This window comes from Geodermatophilus sp. SYSU D01119, from assembly GCF_054049975.1.
The window spans coordinates 1-22,610 of sequence record NZ_JBJGYL010000021.1 but is presented as its reverse complement, the minus strand read 5'-3'; the positions used below and the strand labels follow the sequence as shown (position 1 = coordinate 22,610).

24 protein-coding genes are annotated in these 22,610 nt (G+C 73.6%); 17 read left to right on the top strand and 7 right to left on the bottom strand.

The window, feature by feature from the left end; all coding sequences use genetic code 11:
• The first annotated feature begins 7 nt into the window (after window positions 1-7).
• Window positions 8-295 (top strand): Lrp/AsnC family transcriptional regulator, encoded by a 288-nt coding sequence (locus tag ACI79X_RS16090; protein WP_073422361.1) that lies wholly within the window; start codon window positions 8-10, stop codon window positions 293-295.
• 7 nt (window positions 296-302) lie between these two features.
• On the opposite strand, the gene trpD is transcribed toward ACI79X_RS16090, so the two are convergent.
• Both trpD and ACI79X_RS16080 read right to left on the bottom strand, forming a co-directional pair.
• A complete protein-coding gene (gene trpD, locus ACI79X_RS16085; RefSeq protein ID WP_457026421.1) occupies window positions 303-1,361 on the bottom strand; it encodes an anthranilate phosphoribosyltransferase in 1,059 nt (352 codons plus the stop codon).
• Window positions 1,358-1,795, bottom strand: a complete 438-nt coding sequence (locus tag ACI79X_RS16080) for a hypothetical protein (RefSeq protein WP_457026420.1) — start codon at window positions 1,793-1,795, stop codon at window positions 1,358-1,360. The genes trpD and ACI79X_RS16080 overlap by 4 nt, the downstream gene beginning before the upstream one ends.
• Before the next feature lie 143 nt (window positions 1,796-1,938).
• Between ACI79X_RS16080 and ctaE the strand changes: the two genes are divergently transcribed.
• Genes ctaE through qcrB form a run of 4 tightly spaced genes read left to right on the top strand, consistent with a single transcriptional unit; the run spans window position 1,939 to window position 6,269 of the window.
• Complete coding sequence (gene ctaE / locus ACI79X_RS16075) at window positions 1,939-2,553, top strand: aa3-type cytochrome oxidase subunit III (protein WP_457026419.1); 615 nt, start codon at window positions 1,939-1,941, stop codon at window positions 2,551-2,553.
• A 7-nt stretch (window positions 2,554-2,560) separates the two neighbouring features.
• A complete protein-coding gene (gene qcrC / locus ACI79X_RS16070; protein ID WP_457026418.1) occupies window positions 2,561-3,442 on the top strand; it encodes a cytochrome bc1 complex diheme cytochrome c subunit in 882 nt (293 codons plus the stop codon).
• A complete protein-coding gene (gene qcrA, locus ACI79X_RS16065; protein WP_457026417.1) occupies window positions 3,439-4,551 on the top strand; it encodes a cytochrome bc1 complex Rieske iron-sulfur subunit in 1,113 nt (370 codons plus the stop codon). The genes qcrC and qcrA overlap by 4 nt, the downstream gene beginning before the upstream one ends.
• Complete coding sequence (qcrB, locus tag ACI79X_RS16060) at window positions 4,551-6,269, top strand: cytochrome bc1 complex cytochrome b subunit (protein WP_457026416.1); 1,719 nt, start codon at window positions 4,551-4,553, stop codon at window positions 6,267-6,269. The genes qcrA and qcrB overlap by 1 nt, the downstream gene beginning before the upstream one ends.
• Before the next feature lie 797 nt (window positions 6,270-7,066).
• Here qcrB and ACI79X_RS16055 read toward each other — a convergent pair.
• Entirely contained in the window at window positions 7,067-7,471 is a 405-nt protein-coding gene (locus ACI79X_RS16055) for a cytochrome c oxidase subunit 4 (RefSeq protein ID WP_457026415.1), read from the bottom strand.
• A 42-nt stretch (window positions 7,472-7,513) separates the two neighbouring features.
• A complete protein-coding gene (gene ctaC, locus ACI79X_RS16050) occupies window positions 7,514-8,386 on the bottom strand; it encodes an aa3-type cytochrome oxidase subunit II (protein ID WP_457026414.1) in 873 nt (290 codons plus the stop codon).
• Between the two features lie 253 nt (window positions 8,387-8,639).
• Between ctaC and ACI79X_RS16045 the strand changes: the two genes are divergently transcribed.
• From ACI79X_RS16045 to asnB, 3 genes are read left to right on the top strand one after another with little or no spacing between them, the layout of a single operon-like run.
• Window positions 8,640-9,005 (top strand): metalloprotease, encoded by a 366-nt coding sequence (locus tag ACI79X_RS16045; protein ID WP_457026413.1) that lies wholly within the window; start codon window positions 8,640-8,642, stop codon window positions 9,003-9,005.
• Complete coding sequence (locus ACI79X_RS16040) at window positions 8,995-9,366, top strand: DUF3817 domain-containing protein (RefSeq protein WP_457026412.1); 372 nt, start codon at window positions 8,995-8,997, stop codon at window positions 9,364-9,366. Before ACI79X_RS16045 ends, ACI79X_RS16040 begins: the two co-directional genes overlap by 11 nt.
• A gap of 55 nt (window positions 9,367-9,421) precedes the next feature.
• A complete protein-coding gene (gene asnB, locus ACI79X_RS16035; RefSeq protein ID WP_457026411.1) occupies window positions 9,422-11,356 on the top strand; it encodes an asparagine synthase (glutamine-hydrolyzing) in 1,935 nt (644 codons plus the stop codon).
• A gap of 137 nt (window positions 11,357-11,493) precedes the next feature.
• Here asnB and ACI79X_RS16030 read toward each other — a convergent pair whose 3' ends face one another.
• Window positions 11,494-11,850, bottom strand: a complete 357-nt coding sequence (locus ACI79X_RS16030) for a HesB/IscA family protein (RefSeq protein WP_089402984.1) — start codon at window positions 11,848-11,850, stop codon at window positions 11,494-11,496.
• A gap of 143 nt (window positions 11,851-11,993) precedes the next feature.
• On the opposite strand from ACI79X_RS16030, the gene ACI79X_RS16025 reads away from it, so the two are divergent.
• Together ACI79X_RS16025 and ACI79X_RS16020 are read left to right on the top strand one after the other, a co-directional pair.
• Window positions 11,994-12,605, top strand: a complete 612-nt coding sequence (locus ACI79X_RS16025) for a DUF3043 domain-containing protein (protein WP_457026410.1) — start codon at window positions 11,994-11,996, stop codon at window positions 12,603-12,605.
• 31 nt (window positions 12,606-12,636) lie between these two features.
• Window positions 12,637-13,620: an aldo/keto reductase family protein gene (locus ACI79X_RS16020; protein WP_457026409.1), complete on the top strand. Its 984-nt coding sequence runs from the start codon at window positions 12,637-12,639 to the stop codon at window positions 13,618-13,620.
• Between the two features lie 66 nt (window positions 13,621-13,686).
• On the opposite strand, the gene ACI79X_RS16015 is transcribed toward ACI79X_RS16020, so the two are convergent.
• The gene (locus ACI79X_RS16015; protein ID WP_457026408.1) at window positions 13,687-13,899 is read right to left on the bottom strand and encodes a hypothetical protein; all 213 of its coding nucleotides are present in this window, start codon (window positions 13,897-13,899) and stop codon (window positions 13,687-13,689) included.
• A 114-nt stretch (window positions 13,900-14,013) separates the two neighbouring features.
• Here ACI79X_RS16015 and ACI79X_RS16010 point away from each other — a divergent pair, with 114 nt between their 5' ends.
• The 4 genes from ACI79X_RS16010 to ACI79X_RS15995 are packed head-to-tail and all read left to right on the top strand — an operon-like array spanning window position 14,014 to window position 16,350.
• The gene (locus ACI79X_RS16010; protein ID WP_457026407.1) at window positions 14,014-14,454 is read left to right on the top strand and encodes a phage holin family protein; all 441 of its coding nucleotides are present in this window, start codon (window positions 14,014-14,016) and stop codon (window positions 14,452-14,454) included.
• Window positions 14,451-14,909 carry a DUF3618 domain-containing protein gene (locus ACI79X_RS16005; RefSeq protein ID WP_457026406.1) on the top strand — a complete coding sequence of 153 codons (459 nt, stop codon included), beginning with the start codon at window positions 14,451-14,453 and terminating at the stop codon, window positions 14,907-14,909. The genes ACI79X_RS16010 and ACI79X_RS16005 overlap by 4 nt, the downstream gene beginning before the upstream one ends.
• Window positions 14,906-15,181 carry a DUF4235 domain-containing protein gene (locus tag ACI79X_RS16000; protein WP_457026405.1) on the top strand — a complete coding sequence of 92 codons (276 nt, stop codon included), beginning with the start codon at window positions 14,906-14,908 and terminating at the stop codon, window positions 15,179-15,181. The genes ACI79X_RS16005 and ACI79X_RS16000 overlap by 4 nt, the downstream gene beginning before the upstream one ends.
• Window positions 15,182-15,213: 32 nt before the next feature.
• Window positions 15,214-16,350 carry a YihY/virulence factor BrkB family protein gene (locus ACI79X_RS15995; RefSeq protein ID WP_457026404.1) on the top strand — a complete coding sequence of 379 codons (1,137 nt, stop codon included), beginning with the start codon at window positions 15,214-15,216 and terminating at the stop codon, window positions 16,348-16,350.
• Window positions 16,351-16,362: 12 nt separating this feature from the next.
• Here the strand turns inward: ACI79X_RS15995 and gcvT are convergent, their stop codons facing one another.
• Window positions 16,363-17,472: a glycine cleavage system aminomethyltransferase GcvT gene (gene gcvT, locus ACI79X_RS15990; protein WP_457026403.1), complete on the bottom strand. Its 1,110-nt coding sequence runs from the start codon at window positions 17,470-17,472 to the stop codon at window positions 16,363-16,365.
• 81 nt (window positions 17,473-17,553) lie between these two features.
• On the opposite strand from gcvT, the gene ACI79X_RS15985 reads away from it, so the two are divergent.
• The 3 genes from ACI79X_RS15985 (at window position 17,554) to sucB (ending at window position 22,572) form a co-directional block, all read left to right on the top strand.
• Window positions 17,554-19,065 carry a leucyl aminopeptidase gene (locus tag ACI79X_RS15985; protein ID WP_457026402.1) on the top strand — a complete coding sequence of 504 codons (1,512 nt, stop codon included), beginning with the start codon at window positions 17,554-17,556 and terminating at the stop codon, window positions 19,063-19,065.
• Between the two features lie 153 nt (window positions 19,066-19,218).
• Complete coding sequence (gene lpdA / locus ACI79X_RS15980) at window positions 19,219-20,598, top strand: dihydrolipoyl dehydrogenase (RefSeq protein ID WP_457026401.1); 1,380 nt, start codon at window positions 19,219-19,221, stop codon at window positions 20,596-20,598.
• 66 nt (window positions 20,599-20,664) lie between these two features.
• Window positions 20,665-22,572, top strand: a complete 1,908-nt coding sequence (sucB, locus tag ACI79X_RS15975) for a 2-oxoglutarate dehydrogenase, E2 component, dihydrolipoamide succinyltransferase (protein WP_457026400.1) — start codon at window positions 20,665-20,667, stop codon at window positions 22,570-22,572.
• Window positions 22,573-22,610: the final 38 nt, after the last annotated feature.

Sequence of the window (22,610 nt, the reverse complement as noted above, 5' to 3'; positions counted from 1 at the left end):
CGGCAGCGTGATCACCGCCATCGTGATGGTCGACGCCGCCACCGACGCGATCCCCGAGGTGGCGGCCGCGATCGCCGACCTCGACGGCGTCAGCGAGGTCTACTCGACCGCCGGCGAGGTCGACCTCATCGCGATCGTGCGGGTCCGCGAGTTCGAGCAGGTCGCCGAGGTGATCGCCGGGCGGATCAACAAGGTGCCGGGCGTGCTGGAGACCGAGACGCACATCGCGTTCCGCGCCTACTCCCGGCACGACCTCGAGGCCGCGTTCTCCGTCGGCCTCGAGAACGCCGACTGAGCCGGCGTCAGGCCCCCGCAGCCGCCCGGCTCACGTCCACCCAGCGCGCCAGCAGCGCCGCCGCCCGCCCGTCGTCGACGGCCGCCGCGGCCCGCTCGAGACCGGCCGCGAGCACGTCGTGCAGCTCCCCGCCGCGCTCGTCGAAGGCGGCCAGCGCCGCGGCCGCGTTGAGCAGCACGGCGTCACGCACCGGCCCCCGCTCGCCGTCGAGCACCCGGCGGAAGACGGCGGCGTTGTGCGCCGGGTCCCCGCCCCGGAGGGCGTCCGGTCCGGCCGGCGCGATGCCCAGCGCGGCCGGGTCCACCGTCCCCGCCGTCACCGCGCCGTCGCGGGCCACCCACACCCGCGACGTCGTCGCGGTGGTGAGCTCGTCGAGCCCGTCGTCGCCGCGGAACACCAGCGCGCGGCTCCCCCGGCCGGCCACGACCTGCGCGAGCACCGGCGCCATCCGGGCGTCGGCGCAGCCGATCGCCGCGGCCACCGGCCGGGCCGGGTTGGTCAGCGGGCCGAGGAAGTTGAAGACCGTGCCGATGCCCATCTCCCGGCGCGGGGCGGCGGTGTGCCGGTAGCCGGGGTGGAAGACCGGCGCGAAGAAGAAGCCGATGCCGGCCTCGCGCACGCAGCGGGCCACCGCGGGGGCCGGCAGGTCGATCACGACGCCGAGCGCCTCGAGCACGTCGGCCGCCCCGGACGACGACGACGCCGCCCGGTTGCCGTGCTTGGCCACCGGCACCCCGGCGGCCGCGGTGACGACGGCGGCCATCGTGGAGATGTTCACCGTGTGCGCGCCGTCGCCGCCGGTGCCGACGATGTCGACGGTGGCCATCGCCAGGTCGACCGGCGTGGCCCGCTCGAGCATCGTGGCCGCGAGCCCGGCGACCTCGGCCGGCGCCTCGCCCTTGGCCCGCAGGGCCACCGCGAAGCCGGCGATCTGGGCGGGCGTCGCCTCGCCGGCCATCACCTCGCGCATCGCCCAGGCGGTGTCGTCGGCGCGGAGGTCCTCACCGGCCAGCAGGCGCGTCAGCAGGCCGGGCCACGTGGGTCCGGCCGCGGTGCGGGCGCTCACCGGCGGGCGGGTCGGCGCAGCGGCGGCCGGGCCGCCCGCTCGCGCAGCAGACCGGCGACGACCTGGGGCGCGATCAGCGGGTCGACCGGGAGAGCCAGTGTCGCGTCGGCGCGCGACCAGTGCGCCAGCCAGCGGTCGGGCTGGCGGGCGATGAGCACGCAGAGCGCGGGGCGGTCGGCGACCTCCACGGTCAGCTGCCGCGACAGCGCCAGGCCGCCGGTCGGCTGCGCCTCGCCGTCGAGGACGCACAGGTCCACCCCGCCGCCGTCGACGGTGTCGACGACGTCCTCGCCGGTGCTGCACTCGATCCAGGTCAGCGGCCCGACGTCGGGTGCCGGGCGGCGCCCGACGGCGGTGCGGACGGCCTCGCGGACCTCCGGCCGCGAGCTGTAGACCAGGACGGTCGCCGGCGCAGCGCTGATGCCATCGCTCACACCCGGCAGCCTAGTGCCCGGGGCCGTCCGGACCGGGTGGGCGCGACCCCCGTCCGGGGGACGGTCTCGGACCGGTCACGGCCCGGGCACGCCGTGCCACCCGCGGTCGGTGCGTGTCGCCGGCCGATGCCATGATGGGCGTCGTGACAACGGCCCCCGTGGCGAGCAGCACCTTCGACACCTCGCGGGTGCACTCCCTGACCCGACCGAACATGGTCAGCGTCGGCACGATCATCTGGCTCTCCAGCGAGCTGATGTTCTTCGCCGGACTGTTCGCCATGTACTTCACCGCGCGGGCGCGCGCGACCGACGGCTGGCCGCCGGAACCGACCGAGCTGAACCTGCCCTACGCGCTGGTCTTCACGCTGATCCTGGTGGCCTCCTCGGTCACCTGCCAGATCGGCGTGTTCGCGGCGGAGAGCGGCAACGTCTACGGCCTCCGCCGCTGGTTCACGATCACCTTCGTCATGGGGCTGGTCTTCGTGCTCGGCCAGGCGAACGAGTACCGCGTGCTCGTCGTCGACCACGGCACGACGATCTCCAGCTCCACCTACGGCTCGGTCTTCTACCTGACGACCGGCTTCCACGCCCTGCACGTCATCGGCGGCCTCGTGGCCTTCGTCTACGTGCTCATCCGGTCCACCATGGGCCGGTTCACGCCGGCACAGGCGACCTCGGCGATCGTGGTCTCCTACTACTGGCACTTCGTCGACGTCGTGTGGGTCGGGCTCTTCGCCACGATCTACCTGATCCGCTAGGGAACCGGTGTCCACCACGAACCCCCAGTCCGAGACCGCCGCCGACGAGGTCGCGCCCCGGTCCCGCTGGTCGCGCCGGCGCCCCGCCGAGGGCACCCCGGCCGCGGCTGCCCGTGCCCGCCGTCGCTCCAAGCAGCGCCGGCGGCTGGCGAACGTCGCCGGCCTGATGGCCGCGCTGGTCCTCACCGGCGCCGTCTACTCGACCCTCGCCCCCGGCGCCTCCGCCGCGCCCGCGGCGAGCGAGTCCAGCGCCGAGGCCGCGGGCCGCGAGCTGTACGAGCGCAGCTGCATCAGCTGTCACGGCGAGAACCTCGAGGGCGTGCCCAACCGCGGGCCCTCGCTCATCGGTGTCGGTGAGGCGGCCGTGTACTTCCAGGTGCACACCGGCCGCATGCCGCTGATCCGCCAGGAGGCCCAGGCCCCCGACAAGCCGGCAATCTTCTCCGACGAGGAGATCGACCAGCTCATGGCCTACGTCCAGGCCAACGGCGGCGGTCCGACCCTCCCGTCGGGCGACCTCCGCGACGGCGACCTCGCCGCCGGTGGCGAGCTGTTCCGCCTCAACTGCGCCCAGTGCCACAACTTCGTCGGCCAGGGCGGCGCCCTCTCCTCCGGCAAGTACGCGCCGAGCCTCGAGGACGCCAACGACCTCGAGATCTACACCGCAATGCTCAGCGGGCCGGAGAACATGCCGGTCTTCGGGGACAACCAGCTGACCCCCGAGGAGAAGCGCTCGATCATCAACTACGTGCAGACGATCACCGACATGCCCGACCCGGGCGGCGCCGGCATCGGCCGCATCGGGCCGGTCAGCGAGGGCCTGGTCATCTGGGTCGTGGGCGTGGCCGCCCTGCTGTTCGGGATCTTCTGGATGGGGAGCAAGGCGTGACCGCCAGCAACACCCGCCCCGGCACCACCGGCGGCGCCGACGTCGCCGGGCCGCTGCACGGCGGCCCGGACGACGACTACACCCCGGAGCAGCTCGCCGCGCTGCCCCGCGAGGAGCTCGACCGCCTCGGCGCCCGCTACGACGGCGTGGAGATCCTCCACGTCGAGCCCGGGCCCGAGCCCGGCTCGGCGCTGGAGAAGCGCGCCGTCCGCCAGGTCGGCCTCATGTTCGGCCTGGCCGGCGTCTCCGCCCTCGCCTTCTGCGTCGTGTACGCCGGGGCCGGCTGGTTCCTCCCCGACTGGCAGTGGGAGCTCGGCAGCAGCACGTGGAGCGTGCTCTACACCCCGCTGCTGGGCCTGTTCATGGGCCTGGCGTTCACCTTCTTCGGCGTGGGGCTGGTGCTCTACACCAAGAAGCTGCTGCCGCACGAGACGGCCGTGCAGGACAAGCACGACGGCTCGCACTTCGACCGCGTCACCACCGGCGCCACGCTGGTCGGCGGCCTGCACAACTCGGGCCTCAAGCGGCGCAAGCTGATCACCCGCAGCCTCGGCTTCATGGGTGCCGGCCTCGGCCTCATGCTGATCGCCCCGCTCGGTGGCCTGATCAAGAACCCGAACCGCGGCAACCCGCTGGGCACCACCTCGTGGGCCGAGGGCGTCCGTCTGGTCCGCGACGACGGCACCCCGATCCGCCCCGGCGACCAGGAGCCCGGCTCGCTCGAGACGGTCTTCCCGGCCGTCCCCGGCGGCAACCGGCAGTCCGACGCCGCGACGATGCTCATCCGCCTGCGCCCCTCGCAGCAGGCCGAGGCCAGCTACCGCGCCGGCCAGGAGGACTTCGGCTACGGCGACTACGTCGCCTACTCCAAGATCTGCACGCACGCCGGCTGCCCGGTGTCGCTGTACGAGCAGGAGACGAGCCGGATCCTGTGCCCCTGCCACCAGTCGCAGTTCGACGTCACCCAGGGCGCGAAGCCGGTGTTCGGGCCCGCTACCCGGTCCCTGCCGCAGCTGCCCATCGCTGTCGACGACGAGGGCTTCTTCGTGGCGCGCAGCGACTACATTGAGGCCGTGGGTCCCACTTACTGGAACCGGGAGCGCATCTGATGGCTCGCACCGCCACCGCCCCGGGAGCGCCGACAACGGCGCTGGGCAAGGCCGCTCTCGAGGTCGACGACCGGCTCATCGTCGCCGGTCCCCTCCGCAGGACGCTGAACAAGGTCTTCCCCGACCACTGGTCGTTCCTCCTCGGGGAGATCGCGCTCTACTCGTTCATCATCCTGCTGCTGACCGGCACGTACCTGACGTTCTTCTTCCAGGCCTCGATGACCGAGGTCGTCTACGACGGCTCGTACGCGCCGCTGCGCGGCGTCGAGATGTCGATCGCCTACGCGTCGACGCTCGACCTGTCCTTCGACGTCCGCGGCGGTCTGCTGATCCGGCAGATCCACCACTGGGCAGCCCTGCTGTTCATGGCGTCGATCGTCTGCCACATGCTGCGGATCTTCTTCACCGGCGCCTTCCGCCGGCCGCGCGAGACCAACTGGCTCATCGGTGTCGCGCTGCTGATCCTCGGCATCTTCGAGGGCTTCGCCGGCTACTCGATGCCCGACGACCTGCTCTCGGGCACCGGCCTGCGGATCATGTCGGCGATCATCCTGTCGATCCCGGTCATCGGGACCTGGACCCACTGGGCGGTCTTCGGCGGTGACTACGTCGGCGACCTGATCGTGGGCCGGCTCTACATCGCCCACGTGCTGATCATCCCGGCGATCATCCTGGGCCTGATCGCGGTGCACCTGCTGATCCTGGTCAAGCAGAAGCACACCCAGTTCCCCGGCCCGGGCCGCACCGAGCACAACGTCGTCGGCAACCGGCTCTTCCCGACCTTCGCCGGGAAGGCGACCGGCCTGCTGCTCGTCGTCTTCGGTGTCTGCGCCGCCCTCGGTGGCCTGGTGCAGATCAACCCGGTCTGGCTGTGGGGCCCGTACAACCCGGCGCAGGTTTCCTCGGCGTCCCAGCCCGACTGGTACGTGATGTTCCTCGACGGGTCGACGCGTCTGTTCCCGGCCTGGGACATCTACCTGCCCGGCAACTACAACATCCCGGCGCTGTTCTGGCCGACCGTGGTGCTGCCCGGCATCATCTTCACGCTCCTGCTCGCCTACCCGATGCTGGAGCGGAAGCTGACCGGCGACACCGCGTCGCACCACCTGCTGCAGCGTCCGCGCGACGTGCCCGTGCGCACCTCGCTGGGCCTGATGGCCATCACCTTCTACGTGGTGCTTCTGCTCTCGGGCGCCAACGACGTCATCGCCGACAAGTTCAACATCAGCCTGAACGCGATGACCTGGATCGGCCGGATCGGCCTGATCATCCTGCCGCCGATCGCGTACGTGCTCACCTACCGGATCTGCCTCGGTCTGCAGCAGCACGACCGCGAGGTCCTCGAGCACGGCATCGAGACCGGTGTCATCCGCCGGCTGCCCCACGGTGAGTTCATCGAGGTGCACCAGCCGCTCGGCCCGGTCGACGAGCACGGCCACGGCCAGCTGGCCTACGGCGGCGCTCCGGTGCCCAAGAAGATGAACCAGGTCGGTGGCGCCCGCCGCGCCATCCGCGGGTTCTTCTCGCCGATCGAGGAGCCGCGGGCGGTCGAGCTCGAGCAGCGCGGTGAGGAGCGGGGTCTCGCCCCGGCCGACCCGCACCGCGAGCTGACCACCAGCGGTCGCCCGGCCGAGGGTGGCCGTCCCTCCGAGGGTGGTCGTCCCTCCGAGGGTGGTCGCCCCTCCGAGGGTGGCCGGCCGCAGGAGCCGCGCGACTAGTCGCGACAGCACGCACAGCAGGGCCCCGGTGGATCTCCACCGGGGCCCTGCTGCATGTCGGGCAGGGTCGTCGGAAGCGGGTCCCTCGCCTGCAGGCGGCTGTACGGGCTCCCCTCCCCCACCGGCGCCCACCGCCCCGCCGTGACGCCGCCGGACGCCCACACGCCCAGACGGGGGCCCGTGCTCGTCACCGCCCAGGGGCCGGGGACGTCCTCCTCGCCGGACGGTCCCCGGTGTGGCCCCCGGGTCGCCACGGCAACGTCGCGGCGCGGCTGGGCGTCGAGCGGCGGGGGTCGAGCCGGCGGGCACCACTCCCGGTGGGCGCCCGGACCCGGCGATCCCGGGCGCCCGTACCGGCCTGCTGCCCCGCAGCGCCCGCCTGGGCCCGTCCCGGACCGCGGCGGACACCCCACCGCCGGACGTGCGGCCAGCGGGCCTCGCACGCCCCGCAGGCGCTACCCGACGCCGCGATCATGGCGCCGGCACCACCGCCGGGCCGCTGGACGCGGTCACCGCGCCATGATCGCCGCCGGGTCCCGCCGGTCCGGGCGGCGCCGCGGCCACGGCGTCGGCCACACCGCGGCCCCGGCATGGGAAGCCGCAGCAGCACGCGTCAGCGCCGCCCCGCCGCCGCCCTCGCAGGCTCTCGGAGCGGCAGCCCGGCCGGGGCCCGGCCTCCGCGCGGCCCCAGGACCGCTCAGGACGACGCGACCGGGCCACCCTGGGCAAAAGGGGCCCGACAACGCACGAGGGCCCCCTCCCGCGGTGCGGGAGAGGGCCCTCGACGAGGCGGACGCTCAGCTGGACTGCGCGTTCTGCCCCACGTAGTACTCGAACAGCAGGCCGCCGACCGTGATGAGGATGGCGACCCCGCCGATGGCGATGAGCCAGAAGTACCAGAACGCCAGGCCGAAGCCGGTCACCGCGGCACCGACGGCCACGGCGAAGGGCCAGTAGCTCGCCGGGCTGAAGAAGCCCAGCTCACCGGCGCCCTCGGCGATCTCGGCGTCCTTGCGGTCCTCGGGGCGGGCGTCGATACGGCGCGAGACGAACCAGAAGAACCCGCCGATGAGGCCGGTCAGGCCGGCCGACAGGACCAGCGCGGTGGTGCCGATCGGCTCCCGCGACCAGAAGCCGTAGACGGCGGCCGCGACGACGCAGAAGACCGCGATGAGGTTGAAGATGAGCGCTTCGACCTTCACGGTCGTCCTCCCTGCGCGACGTGGGTGCGGCCGGTGGCCGGGTCAGTCATTGGCCTGCTGGTAGTAGCCGTCGCCCACGCGGAAGGGGCGGGTCGTGGTGGCCTCGCCCTCCTGGCCGATGGTCTCCAGGGCCTCGTAGGTGGTCTGGCCGGCCTCGCGGGCGGCGAGGTAGGCGTCGTAGTCCTCGGCGCTGACGACGCGGACCTCGAAGTTCATGTACGCGTGGTAGCTGCCGCACAGCTCGGCGCAACGGCCGACGTAGGAGCCGGTCTCGTTGGCGTGGACCTCGAAGACGTTGTCGCGGCCGTTCTCGTTGCCCGGGATGACGTCGAGCTTGAAGAGGAACTCCGGCACCCAGAACGAGTGGATGACGTCGGCCGAGGCGACCTCGAAGCGGACGTCCTGGTCGACCGGCATGACGAGGATCGGGATCTCGTCGGTGGAGCCGACGGTGTTCACCGGCTCACCGTCGGCACCGGTGGTCTCCGGGTAGACGAACTGCCAGTTCCACTTGAACGCGTTGACCGCGATCGTGGTGTCGGGCTCGTCGCTGCGCTCCTGCACCTCGTTCTGCACGACGACCGTGAAGAAGAACAGGCCGGCGATGATCAGGAACGGGAAGATCGAGTACGCGATCTCCAGCGGCAGGTTGTAGGCCGTCTGCCGCGGCAGCTCGTCGCCCTTCTTCCGGTGCACGATCACCGACCAGATGATCAGGCCCCACACGATGAACCCGACGATGAGCGCCGCGATGACCGAGCCGGTCCACAGCTCTCGGATCTGGGTGGCCTCCTCGGTGATCCCCTCGGGGAAACCGAAGCGCCAGAACTCGTTGTTCAGGTCGCACCCGGTGAGGGTCAGCACCCCCAGGAGACCGAGCGCGGCGACCCGCGCGAGCCTGCTGCGTCGAGCCACTGCTCGCTGCCTCCTCGTCCTCCGTCCGTGGAACCGGACGGCTCTGTCGGCGCGGCCTCGGACGGTTCCCGCCGAGGCCGGTGCGCCAGACGTCAGTCTGAGCCGAGACTAGCCGACCGCGCGAGGCGGCCGACGACCGGAGACCGGGTACCGGCGGGTCGCCCGGGACGTCCGGGGCGGCGGTGACCAGGGTCGCCCCCGACAGCCCGCCCGCGCCGCCGCACCGCGCCCGGTGACGGTTAGAGTCGGATGCGTGTGGACGCGGCTGCTGACCGTCCGGTGGGTGCTGCTGCACCTGCTGGTGGCCGTCCTGTTCGTGGCCACCTTCTTCCTCGGCTACTGGCAGCTGACCAAGGCCGAGAACGGAGGCGGCGCGGTCAACTGGAGCTACGCGCTGCAGTGGCCGCTCTACGGCTTCATGGGCCTGTGGTTCTACGTGCGCATGGTGCGCGAGGAGCTGCGCCGCGACCCCGACGAGGACGCCCCGGGCAACGCGCTGGTGCTCTACCAGCGCCCGCGGATCGACACCACCGGCGACCCGGAGCTCGCGGCCTACAACGCCTACCTCGCCGAGCTCAACGAGCGCGCCCTGGGCCAGGAGAGTTCCCGTGGCCGCTGAGTCCGGCGTCGCCGACCGGCTGCCGCGGGCGCTCGCCCGCCGCGTCGGCCAGGGCGTCCCCGCCGCGCTGCTGCGCTACCGGGTCATGGCCTGGATCGTCGGCGTCCTGCTGATCGCGTTGATCCTGGTCGCCGTCCCGGTCAAGTACCTGGCCGACGTCGACGAGCCGGTCGCCGTCATCGGCACCGCCCACGGCTGGCTGTACGCCATCTTCTTCGTCACCGCCTGCGACCTCGCCCTGCGCGCCCGCTGGACGCTCAAGGGCACCGTCCTGGTGCTGCTGGCGGGCACGGTGCCCGTCCTGTCCTTCGTCGCCGAGCGCATCGCCACCCGCAAGACCCGCGCCGGCGAGCGCGTCTGACCCCGTCCCGGCCCCCTCGGGCCGGGCTCGAGCCGACCCCGGAGACCTGCGCCTCATGTGCGGCCTGCTGGCCTACCTGTCCACCGATGCCCCCCGGGTCGCCGAGACCCACGTCGACGACGTCCGCGAGGCGCTGCACTGCCTGCACCACCGCGGCCCCGACGACACCGCCGTCTGGTCCGACCAGAACGTCGTCCTCGGCTTCAACCGGCTGTCGATCATCGACGTCGAGGGCAGCCCGCAGCCCCTCCCCTACGCCGCGGACCGCTACCGGATCCTGTTCAACGGCGAGATCTACAACTACGTGGAGCTCCGCGAGGAGTTGCAGGCGGCCGGCGCGCAGCTGGCCACTCACGGCGACACCGAGACGATCGTCGCGGGATACCACCTGTGGGGCCAGGACGTGGTCCGGCGGCTGCGCGGGATGTTCTCCTTCGTCATCTGGGACACCCAGACCCGCACCGCCTTCGGCGCCCGCGACCCGTTCGGCATCAAGCCGCTGTTCACCGCGCGCCTGGCCGACGGCGGGCTGGTCTTCAGCTCGGAGAAGAAGGCGCTGCTGCAGCTGCTCGGCGGCAGCGCGGCGGCAGGCGGCGTCGACCCGGCCTCGCTGCAGCACTACCTGACGCTGCAGTACGTGCCCGAGCCCGCGACCCTGCACCGCGGGATCCGCCGCATCGAGAGCGGCACCAGCTTCACCGTCGTCGACGGTGAGCTGTCCACCGCGCGCTACTTCCACCCGGCGTGGAAGCCGCAGCCGGTGCCCGCCGGCCGGGAGCAGGACCTCTACGACCGCATCGCCGACGTCCTCGACGAGTCGGTGGCCAAGCACATGCGCGCCGACGTCACCGTCGGGTCCTTCCTGTCCAGCGGCATCGACTCCACGGCGATCGCCGCACTCGCGCACCGCTACAACCCCGACCTGCTGACGTTCACGGTCGGCTTCCAGCGGCAGGCGCAGTCGGAGATCGAGATCGCCGCGGAGTCGGCGTCGATCCTCGGCGTGGAGCACGTGCCGGTCGAGGTGAGCGCCCAGCAGTTCGCGGACGCCATCCCCGAGGTGGTCTGGTACCTCGACGACCCGGTGGCCGACCCGGCGCTCGTGCCGCTGTACTTCGTGGCGCGCGAGGCCCGCAAGCACGTCAAGGTCGTGCTGTCCGGGGAGGGCGCCGACGAGCTGTTCGGCGGCTACACCATCTACCGCGAGCCGATCAGCCTGGCGTGGGCGTCGGGGCTCCCGCCGGCCGGCCGCCGCGCCATGGCCCGCATCGCCGGCCTGCTGCCGGAGGGCGTCCGCGGTCAGGACCTGCTGCGCCGCGCCGCCACCCCGCTGGAGCAGCGGTACTACGGCAACGCCCGCAACATGCGCGACGACGAGCTCGCCGCCCTGCTGCCCGGCCGCGACCCCGACCTGTCGCACGTCGCCGTCACCGAGGACCTCTACCGGCGCACCCGCGAGGCCGGCTACGACGACGTGACGGCGATGCAGTACGTCGACCTGTTCACCTGGCTGCGCGGCGACATCCTGGTCAAGGCCGACAAGATGACCATGGCCAACTCGCTGGAGCTGCGGGTGCCGTTCCTCGACCCCGAGGTGTTCGCCGTGGCGAGCTCCATCCCGGTCGAGCAGCGGGTGCCGCGGCGCGGGGACGCCACCAAGTACGCGCTGCGCCAGGCGATGCGGCGAATCGTGCCGCCGCGGATCATGAACCGGCGCAAGCTGGGCTTCCCCGTGCCGACGGCGGAGTTCCTCGCCGGCCCGCTGCACGAGTGGGCCCGCGACATCGTGACGAGCAGCCAGACCCAGCAGTGGCTCGACCGCGACGTCGTCCTCGGCCTGCTCGACCGGCTGCGCGCCGAGGAGGTGCCGAGCAAGCGGGTCGCCCGTCAGCTGTGGTCGGTGCTGGTCTTCATGGTGTGGCACGGGATCTTCGTCGAGGAGCGGATCGTCGTCGACGTCCCGGAGACGGTCTACCCCGTCAGGCTCTGAGGGCCCGTCGAGCCCCGGAACGCGGAACGGCGCCCGTCCCCAGTGGGGACGGGCGCCGTCAGCGCGCTACTGGAACGGCCCCGTCGCAGGGCCCCGGGGCGCGCGCAGCGTGTCCCGGGGGGCGACGGGGTCCTTCCTCAGTGGAACGAGTCGCCGCACGCGCAGGAGCCCTGCGCGTTGGGGTTGTCGATCGTGAAGCCCTGCTTCTCGATGGTGTCGACGAAGTCGATCACCGCGCCGCCCAGGTACGGGCCGCTCATCCGGTCGACGATGACCTCGACGCCACCGAACTCGTAGGTCTGGTCGCCGTCGAGGAACCGCTCGTCGAAGAAGAGCTGGTAGCGCAGGCCGGAGCAGCCACCGGGCTGGACGGCGATGCGCAGACGCAGGTCGTCACGACCCTCCTGGTCGAGCAGCGCCTTGACCTTCGAGGCGGCCGGCTCGCTGAGCAGCACGCCGGTGCTGCCGGTGGTCTCGGTGTCCTGCACCGTCATGAGTTGTCCTCCCACATCCGAGGGCGTCCGTTGCGGCACTCCCTGCAGCGGACCAACACCGCCGTGGCGGGTCGTCTTCCCACTGTACGGCGCGCGGGCGCGAGGGCCAGTGTCGTGCGCGGGCGCACGTAGACTCGTCAGCCGTGAAGCTCCGCCTGCCCGGGCGCCGGGACCGCGCCACCGAGACCGCCCCGGACACCTCCGCCGACCTGACCGAGCAGCTGGTCAAGGCCGGTGGCAAGGGCCGCCCGACGCCCAAGCGCCACGAGGCGCAGGGCCGCCGTCCCGGCCCCCCGCCGCCGCCTCCGACCACCCGCAAGGAGGCCTACGCCCGCATGCGCCAGCAGCAGGCGCAGCGCCGGGCTGAGACCCGCGCCGGCATGGCCCGGGGCGACGACGACTACCTGCCCGCGCGCGACCGCGGCCCGGTCCGCCGGCTGGTGCGCGACCTGGTCGACGCCCGCCGCAACGCCGGCAGCTTCTTCCTGCCGGTCGCGGCGCTGGTCCTGGTGGGCTACTTCATCCCGAACCCGGCGGTGCAGAACTACACCGTCTTCGTCTGGTTCCTGTTCTTCCTGGTGATCATCGTCGACTCGGTGTTCCTCGGCCGGAAGATCAAGAAGACGGTGGCCACCCGCTTCCCCGACCAGCCGCAGCGGACGCGGGGGCTGGTCTGGTACGGCGTCAGCCGGGCCACGATGGTCCGCCGCTGGCGGTTCCCCAAGCCGGAGGTCGCGGTCGGCGCCGAGGTGTGAGGTCGGCCGCCGCGGCCTAGCGTCGGGGCACGTGGAGTACCGACGCCTCGGCCGTTCCGGCCTGACCATCTCCGAGATCGCCTACGGCAACTGGCTCACCCACGGTGGCCAGGTCGAGGAGGACGCCGCGCAGGCCTGTGTGCGCGCGGCCCTCGACGCCGGCATCACGACCTTCGACACCGCCGACGTCTACGCCGGCACCCGCGCCGAGGCCGTCCTCGGCCGGGCCCTCGCCGGCCAGCGGCGCGAGGGCCTGGAGATCTTCACCAAGGTCTACTGGCCCACCGGCCCCGGCCCGAACGACCGCGGGCTGGGTCGCAAGCACATCACCGAGAGCTGCGAGGCCTCGCTGCGGCGCCTGCAGACCGACCACATCGACCTCTACCAGGCCCACCGCTACGACCCGACCGTGCCGCTCGAGGAGACGATGACCGCCTTCGCCGACCTGGTGCGGGCGGGCAAGGTGCTCTACCTCGGCGTCTCCGAGTGGCGGGCCGAGGAGATCGCCGCCGGCGCCGCGCTCGCCCGCGAGCTCGGCGTCCAGCTCATCAGCAGCCAGCCGCAGTACTCGATGCTCTGGCGGGTCATCGAGGACGAGGTCGTGCCGACGTCGCAGCGCGAGGGCGTCTCGCAGATCGTCTGGTCGCCGCTGGCCCAGGGCGTGCTGACCGGCAAGTACCGGCCCGGCGAGGAGCCGCCCGCCGGCAGCCGCGCGACCGACCCCGAGGCCGGGCGGTTCCTCAAGCAGTTCATGACCGACGAGGTGCTCACCCGGGTGCAGGGCCTGCGCCCGGTCGCCGACGACCTCGGGCTGTCCATGGCGCAGCTCGCGGTGGCCTGGGTGCTGCAGAACGAGAACGTGGCCGCCGCGATCATCGGCGCCACCCGCCCGGAGCAGGTGCACGACAACGTCAAGGCGGCGGGCGTACGGCTCGACGCCGACGTCATGGCGCGCATCGACGAGGTGCTCGGCGACGTCGTCGAGCGCGACCCCGCGAAGACCGCCCGCGGCTGACCGGCCGGCCTGGACCTCGACCTCAGGTCGAGGCCCAGGCCCGCTCCCGTCGACCGGGCGACGGGCTCAGGCGGGTTCCAGGCCCATCGGGCCGTAGACCCGGGTCTCGCCGTCGAACAGGCTCACCGACACCACGCCCCGCCCGAGCAGGTCGCGCCAGTTCTCCCCCAGCCACGACTCGGCGTCTCCCTGGTTGTCCGACACGGGCACCTCGACGCCGAGCGCGGCCGGGTCCAGGGTCGCGCCGTCGCGGCCCTCCAGCCGCCAGGTCCAGCTCATGCGGCCAGGCTAGTGACGGCGCGCCGGTCGTGTCCGGGGTGTGACCGGGGCGCGGGTTACGCGCGCGACGGCGGGGGCATGGGGCGGGGACCGATCCCGTTCCCCGGAGGACCGATGACCGCCCCGACCGCGGGTGGCGCCTCGCGCGCCACCCCACCGCCCCCCACGACCGAGGAGGCCTCGACCGGGCAGCTGATCAGCCAGCTGACCGAGCAGGTCTCGCGCCTGGTGCGCGACGAGGCCCGGCTCGCCCAGGCCGAGATGACGCAGAAGGCCAAGCGCCTCGGCGTCGGTGCCGGACTGTTCGGCGGCGCCGGGCTCTTCGGGTTCCTCGGGCTCTGCGTGCTCGTCGCCACCGCCGTCCTCGCCCTCGACGTCGTGCTGCCCGCCTGGCTGGCCGCGTTGATCGTCGCCGTCGTCCTGTTCGCCGTGGCCGGCGTGCTGGCGCTGGTCGGCAGGAAGGACGTGCAGCAGGGCACCCCGCCGGTGCCGACCGAGGCGATCGCCAGCACCAAGGCCGACATCGCGACCGTGAAGGAGAACGCGCGGCGATGAGCACCCCCAGCAACGCCGGCGGCGGGTCCGACCCCGCCGCGTCCGGCCCGGCCGACCCCGACGCCATCAAGGCCGAGATCGAGGCCACCCGCGAGCAGCTCGGCCGCACGGTCGACGAGCTCAGCCACCGGCTCGACGTGCCGGCCCGCGCCAAGGAGGGCGCCGCCCGCGCCCGCGACACCGCCGTCGAGACCTACCGGGAGAGCCCGCCGGCCGTGGCCGGCGCCGGCGCCGCGCTGGCCGGCCTCGTCGGGCTGGTGGTCTGGCGCCGCCGGCGCAAGCGGCGCCGGGCCGCGGCCGCCTCGACCGCCACCGGAGCGGCGCTCGCCGAGGCCCGCGCCGAGACCCGCCGGGCGCGCCGGCGGGCCGACCGCGAGGCGGCGCGCGCCCGCAAGGCGCTGGCGAAGAGCACGAAGCGGACGGCCCGCAGGACGGCGAGGAGGGCGCGCACGTGAGCAGCAAGAGCGCGAAGCTGGTCTACCGCCCGGTCGGCCTGGCCGGCGGTGTGCTGGCCGGCCTCATCAGCGGCACCATCTTCAAGCAGGTGTGGAAGCGGGTGTCCGGCGAGGAGGACGCGCCCAGTGCCCTGCAGAGCGAGTACCGGATGCGCGAGGTCGTCCTCGCCGCCGCCATCCAGGGCGCGCTGTTCGCGGCCACCAAGGCCGCCATCGACCGGGCCGGCGCGCGGGGCTTCACCAAGCTGACCGGCAACTGGCCGGGCGACTGACGCAGGCACCACCGAGCAGAGGGGGCGGCGAGATGGCCGGGACCAGGCAGCGTGACAGCGCCGTCGACCGGATCCGGGAGCGGGTCGAGGAGAAGGCGGCCCGGCGGGCGGCCGCACGCGCGGCGGAGGAGCGCGCCGCCCGGGGGGACCAGCGGCAGGACCCCGGCGCCGTGCCGCCGGGCGGCCCCTCCCCCGAGCGGCTGCCCGGCGTGCACGCCGAGTCGCCCACGCAGATCCCGGCGCGCGGCTGGAAGCAGGTCGTCAAGCGGGCCTGGGCCGAGCACAACGCCGACAACATGCCGATCATCGCCGGCGGCGTCGCGTTCTTCGCCTTCCTGGCGATCTTCCCGGCGCTGATCGCCACCATCTCGATCTACGGGCTGATCGCCTCACCGGAGACCGTCGCCCAGCAGGTCGAGGACCTCTCCGCCCAGCTGCCCGACGAGGCCGCGAGCCTCATCGGCGACCAGCTGACCGCGATCACGCAGAACAGCGGCGGCGCGCTGTCGATCGGCCTGGCGATCTCGGTGCTCGGCGCGCTGTGGTCCGCGTCGGGTGGCACCGGCAACGTCGTCTCGGCGGTCAACATCGCCTACGACGAGGTCGAGACCCGCTCGTTCGTCAAGCGCAAGGCGCTGGCGCTCGGGCTGACGCTCGGCGCGATCGTGTTCGTGCTGGTCACCTTCACGCTGGTCGCCGTCGTCCCGGCCGTCCTCGACGCGCTGCCGCTCGGCGTGGTCGGGACGGTGCTGGCGCAGGTGCTGCGGTGGGTGCTGTTGCTCGGCGTCTTCGCCGGCTCCCTGGCGGTGCTGTACCGGGTCGCGCCCGACCGCGACGCCCCGCAGCTGAAGTGGGTGAGCCTCGGCGCGATCGTGGTGACGATCATCTGGGCGCTGGTCAGCCTGGGCTTCAGCTTCTACGTCAACAACTTCGGGTCCTACGACAAGACGTACGGGACCATCGCCGGCGTCATCGTCCTGATGCTGTGGCTGTACCTCACCTGCTACCTGGTGCTGCTCGGCGCGGAGATCAACTCCGAGGCCGAGCACCAGACGGCGGAGGACACCACGCAGGGTCCGCCGGTGCCGATGGGCCAGCGCAACGCCACCATGGCCGACGAGCTGCCCGACCCGCCGGAGCCGACCGAGGAGTCGAAGCGGAAGGCCTGAGGACGGCCGGCCCTACCGGACGTGAGAGGGCACGAACGGCGGCTTGACCACCTCGACCGGCTGGGGGCGCCCGCGCACGTCGACGGCGAGCGCGGCGCCCTCGGCCGGGCCGGCGGCGGCGTCGAGCAGGGCGAGCGCGATGCCGGTGCGCAGACTGGGTGAGAACGTGCCGCTGGTGACCTCGCCGACCCGCGCGCCGTCGCCGTCGAGCACGGCCATGCCCGGGCGCGGGATCCCGCGGCCGGGAGCGCGCAGGCCCCAGAGCAGGCGGGCGGGGCCGGCCTCCCGCTCGGCGAGCAGCGCCTCGCGGCCCCAGAACGCGGGCTTGCGCCAGCCCACGGCCCAGCCGCTGCGCGCCTGGACCGGGGTGATGGACCGCGACAGCTCGTGGCCGTGCAACGGGTAGCCCATCTCGGTGCGCAACGTGTCCCGCGCGCCGAGGCCGCAGGGCCGGATGCCCTCGGCGGCGCCGGCCTCCAGCAGTCGGTCCCACAGCTCCCCGGCGCGGTCGGCGGCGACGAGCAGCTCGTAGCCGTGCTCGCCGGTGTAGCCGGTGCGGCAGACGGTGACCTCCTGGCCCTCACCGCCGGCGAAGGCCATGTAGGACAGGTCCGCGGCCAGCCCCGCCGCGGCGAGGACGGCCGGGGACCGCGGCCCCTGGACCGCGAGGACGGCGACCTCCTCGTGCCGGTCGGTCACCGTGACCCCGGCCGGGGCGGCGTCGGCCAGCCGCGCCAGCACCTCCTCGGCGTTGGCGGCGTTGGGGACGAGCAGCACGTCGTCGGGGCCGTGCAGGTAGACGATCAGGTCGTCGACCACGCCGCCGGCGTCGGCTTCGCCGTCGGGGACGCAGCACAGCGTGTACTGCGCCTGGCCGGGGCCGATGCGGGACAGGTCGTTGGTCAGGCAGGCGTCGACGAACGCGGCGGCGCCCGGCCCGCGGACGGTGCCGGTGCCCAGGTGGGAGACGTCGAAGAGCCCGACGGCCTCGCGGACGGCGGCGTGCTCGGCGAGGACGCCGCCTCCGGCGTACTCGATGGGCATCGACCAGCCGCCGAAGTCGGCCAGCTTGGCGCCGGCCGCGACGTGCCGGTCGTGCAGGGGCGAGGTCCGCGGGCTCACGCCGGAACCGTAGCGACGCCGGCCCGGCCGCTCCTTCGCAGTCCTCAGGACCGCGGCGGGGCCGGGCCCTACGATCGTCGGGTGCCGCCGACGATCACCGCCACCGACCGCCCGCTCGAGAAGACCCCCGCCGACGCCGTCGTCGTCGGCGTCGGGAAGGGCAGCTCGGGGCTGCTGCCCACGCCCGGCGCGGAGGCCGTCGACCGGCTGCTCGGCGGCCGGCTGCTGCCCGCGCTGGCCGACCTGGGCGCCCGCGGGGGTGAGGACGAGGTCACGAAGGTCGCGAGCCTCGGCCAGGGCCCCTTCCCCGTCGTCGCCGCCGTGGGCCTCGGCGCACCGCAGCCCGGCGGCGGCTGGTCGCCCGAGGCGCTGCGCCGCGCGGCCGGTGCCGCGAGCCGGGCGCTGACCGGGCGGTCCTCGGTGGTGACGCTGCTCGCCGCCATCGGGGGCACCCCGGACGCCGAGCGCCTGCACGCCGTCGGCGAGGGCTCCCTGCTCGGCGCGTACGAGTTCACCGCCTACCGCTCCGACCTCCACGCCGACCGGCCGACCCCGCCGCGCGAGTTCACCGTCGTCGTCCCCGACGCGGGCGCCGCCAAGGCCCCGCTGGCGCGGGTGCGGGCGGTCGCCGACGCGGTCACCCTCGTCCGCGACCTGGTCAACACCCCGCCCAACGACCTCTACCCGGCCGAGCTCGCCGCCCGCGGCGCGGCCGCCGGCAAGGCCGCGGGCCTGTCGGTGGAGGTCCTGGACGAGGCGCAGCTGGCCGCCGGCGGCTACGGCGGCGTGCTGGCGGTCGGCGGCGGCTCGGCCCGCGGCCCGCGCCTGCTGCGGCTGACCTACAACGGCAAGAAGGCCCGCAAGAAGGTCGCCCTGGTCGGCAAGGGCATCACCTTCGACAGCGGCGGCCTGTCGATCAAGCCCGCGGCCAACATGCACCACATGACCAGCGACATGGCCGGCGCGGCCGCCGTGATCGCGACCGTCTGCCTGGTTGCGCAGCTCGGCCTGCCCGTCGACGTCACGGCCACCGTGCCGATCGCGGAGAACCTGCCCGGCGGCAGCGCCTACCGCCCGGCCGACGTGGTCACCTTCCGCAACGGCAAGAAGGCGGAGATCACCAACACCGACGCCGAGGGCCGCGTGGTGCTCGCCGACGCCATCGCCCGCGCCGCCGAGGACTCCCCCGACGTGCTGTTCGAGACCTCCACGCTCACCGGCGCCCAGCTGGTCGCGCTCGGCTCCCGCACGGCCGGCGTCATGGGCAGCGACGACCTGCGCGACGCCGTCGTGGCCGCCAGCCGGCGCAGCGGCGAGCCGATGTGGCCGATGCCGATGCCCGAGGAGCTCCGCCGCGGCATCGACTCCACCGTCGCCGACTTCGTCAACGCCAACGCCGACCGCATGGGCGGCATGCTCGTGGGCGCCCACTTCCTCGCCGAGTTCGTCCCGGCCGGGCTGCCGTGGGCGCACATCGACATCGCCGGGCCGAGCTACAACACCGGTGCGCCGTGGGGCTACACGCCCAAGGGCGGCACCGGGGTCCCCGTCCGCACGCTGCTGGCCGCGATCGAGGACCTGATCGCCGGCTGACCCGGGCCGGCCGGGTGCCCGGCCGGCCCGCACGGCGCGTCCGGGACAACCTCCCCGCCCTCGGACTGCACCGATGCCCGGAGTGGCAGGATGGATCCGGACCATCCCCCGCCCACTCGAGCGGGGGAACCCGAGAACCTCGAGGAGCACGTCGTGAGCGCACCCACCACCCCTGCCGACCTGGTCATCCTCGGCGGTGGCTCGGGTGGCTACGCCGCCGCGCTGCGGGCGGCGGAGCTGGGCATGTCGGTCGTCCTGATCGAGAAGGACAAGGTCGGCGGCACCTGCCTGCACCGCGGGTGCATCCCGACCAAGGCCCTGCTGCACGCCGGTGAGGTCGCCGACCTCGCCCGCGAGGGCGAGCAGTTCGGCGTCAAGACCTCGCTGGCCGGCATCGACATGGACGGCGTCAACGCCTACAAGGACGGCGTCGTCTCCCGCCTCTACAAGGGCCTGCAGGGCCTGATCAAGAGCCGGAAGATCACCTACGTCGAGGGCGAGGGCCGGCTGGTCTCCCCCACCGCGGTGTCGGTGAACGGGCAGACCTACGAGGGCCGCCACGTCCTGCTGGCCACCGGCTCCTACTCCCGCACCATCCCCGGCGTCGACCTCGACGGCGTGCGCGTCATCGACAGCGAGCAGGCGCTCGGCCTCGACCGCGTCCCGACCTCGGCGATCATCCTCGGCGGCGGCGTCATCGGCTGCGAGTTCGCCAGCGCCTGGAAGTCCTTCGGCGTCGACGTCACGATCATCGAGGGCCTCAAGCACCTCGTCCCGCTCGAGGACGAGAACTCCTCCAAGCTGCTCGAGCGGGCCTTCCGCCGCCGGAAGATCAACTTCGAGCTCGGCAACATGGTGTCGTCGGTGCAGTCCACCGAGAACGGCGTCAAGGTCAGCCTGCAGAACGGCAAGGAGTTCGAGGCCGAGATCGTCCTCGTCGCCATCGGCCGCGGCCCGGTCAGCCAGGGCCTCGGTTACGAGGAGGCCGGGGTCGCGATGGAGCGCGGTTACGTGCTCGTCGACGAGTACTGCCGGACCAACGTGCCGACCATCTCCGCCGTCGGCGACCTGATCCCGACCCTGCAGTTGGCCCACGTCGGCTTCGGCGAGGGCATCCTCGTCGCCGAGCGCCTGGCCGGCCTGCCGGTCGTGCCGATCGACTACGCCGGCGTCCCGCGGGTCACCTACTCCGACCCCGAGGTGGCCTCCGTCGGCCTCACCGAGGTCCAGGCCCGCGAGAAGTACGGCGACGTCGAGACCCTCGTCTACGACCTCGGTGGCAACGGCCGCAGCCAGATCCTCAAGACGCAGGGCGCCGTGAAGCTGATCCGCCAGAAGGACGGCCCCGTCGTGGGCGTCCACATGGTGGGCAGCCGCGTCGGCGAGCTGGTCGCCGAGGCGCAGCTGATCTTCAACTGGGAGGCCCTGCCCGACGAGGTCGCCTCCCTCATCCACCCGCACCCGACGCAGAGCGAGGCGATCGGCGAGGCCCACCTCGCCCTCGCCGGCAAGCCGCTGCACGCCCACAGCTGACGCCGCACCCCGCGTCGCCGCCCGACCTCTCCCCCACCCGCGCCACCCCGAAGGAGCCCTCTCCCGATGCCGACCTCCGTCACCATGCCCGCCCTGGGCGAGAGCGTCACCGAGGGCACGGTCACCCGATGGCTCAAGCAGGAGGGTGAGCAGGTCGAGGTCGACGAGCCCCTCCTCGAGGTCTCCACCGACAAGGTCGACACCGAGATCCCGTCCCCGGCGGCGGGCGTCCTCACCAAGATCCTGGTGGCGGAGGACGAGACCGTGGACGTCGGCGCCGAGCTCGCCGTCATCGGCGGCGAGGGCGACGGCGGCGGCGCGGGCGGGCCGGCGTCCGCCGAGGACACCGACACCACGCCGCAGACCCCGGACGCGCAGGTGGAGGACGCCGGCCCCGGCTCCTCCGAGACCCCGGCCCCGGCCGCCGAGGCCCCGGCCTCCGACGCCGGACAGGGCGGTGGCCAGACGGGTGGCCAGGGTGGTGGCCAGGGGACGCCGGTCACCATGCCGGCGCTCGGCGAGAGCGTCACCGAGGGCACCGTCACCCGCTGGCTCAAGGCCGTCGGCGACGAGGTGACCGCCGACGAGCCGCTGCTCGAGGTGTCCACCGACAAGGTCGACACCGAGATCCCGGCCCCCGTCTCCGGCACGCTGCTGGAGATCACGGTCAACGAGGACGAGACCGTCGACGTGGGCGCGCAGCTCGCGGTGATCGGCAGCGCCTCGTCCGGTGGTGGCGCCCCCGCGCCGGCCCAGCAGGCCCCCGCCCAGCAGCAGGCCCCGGCGCAGCAGGACACCCCGGTCACCCAGCCGCCCGCGCCGCGGCAGGAGCCGCCGGCCGAGGCGCCCCCCGGCCCGCCGCCGTCGGTCCCCGCCGGCGCCGACTACGGCTCCGGGGCGGCCGAGACCGTCGCCGAGCAGCAGCAGACGCCGCCCACGCAGCCCGCTCCCGCGCCGGCCCAGGCGCAGTCCCCCGCCCAGGCCCAGCCCTCCGCCCCGGCCCCGGCCGACGGCAGCGGCACCTACGTCACCCCGCTGGTCCGCCGCCTGGCCGCCGAGCACGGCGTGGACCTGTCGTCGGTGACCGGCACCGGCGTCGGTGGCCGCATCCGCAAGCAGGACGTCCTGGCCGCCGCGGAGGCCGCCGCCGCACCGGCACCGGCCGCCGCACCCGCCGCCGCTGCGTCGGCCCCGGCCGCGACCGGCCGTCCCGCCGCCCCGTCCCCGGCCGCCCAGCCGGACCCGGCGCTGCGCGGCCGCACGGAGAAGATGTCGCGCCTGCGCGGCGTCATCGCCCGCCGCATGGTCGAGTCGCTGGCCATCAGCGCGCAGCTGACCACCGTCGTCGAGGTCGACGTCACCCGGATCGCCAAGCTGCGCGAGCGCGCCAAGCGGGACTTCGAGGCCCGCGAGGGCGCCAAGCTCTCGTTCCTGCCGTTCTTCGCCAAGGCGGCCGTCGAGGCGCTCAAGGCCCACCCGGCCGTGAACTCCTCGGTCGACATGGAGGCCGGCACGGTCACCTACCACGACACCGAGAACCTCGGCGTCGCGGTGGACACCGAGCGCGGCCTGCTGGTGCCGGTCATCCACGGCGCCGGCGACCTGAGCATCGGCGGCCTGGCCCGCAAGATCGCCGACCTGGCCGAGCGGACCCGCATCAACAAGGTCACGCCCGACGAGCTCGGCGGCGGCACCTTCACGCTGACCAACACCGGCAGCCGCGGCGCCCTGTTCGACACCCCGATCATCAACCAGCCGCAGGTGGCCATCCTGGGCACCGGTTCGGTGGTCAAGCGCCCGGTCGTGGTCCAGGACCCCGACCTCGGCGAGGTGATCGCGGTCCGGTCGATGGTCTACCTGGCCCTCACCTACGACCACCGGATCGTCGACGGCGCCGACGCCGCCCGCTTCCTGGGCACCGTCAAGGAGCGCCTGGAGGCCGGTCAGTTCGAGGGCGAGCTCGGACTCGCCTGATGTCCCCCGGTCGGGCCCCGGCGTACGCGCCGGGGCCC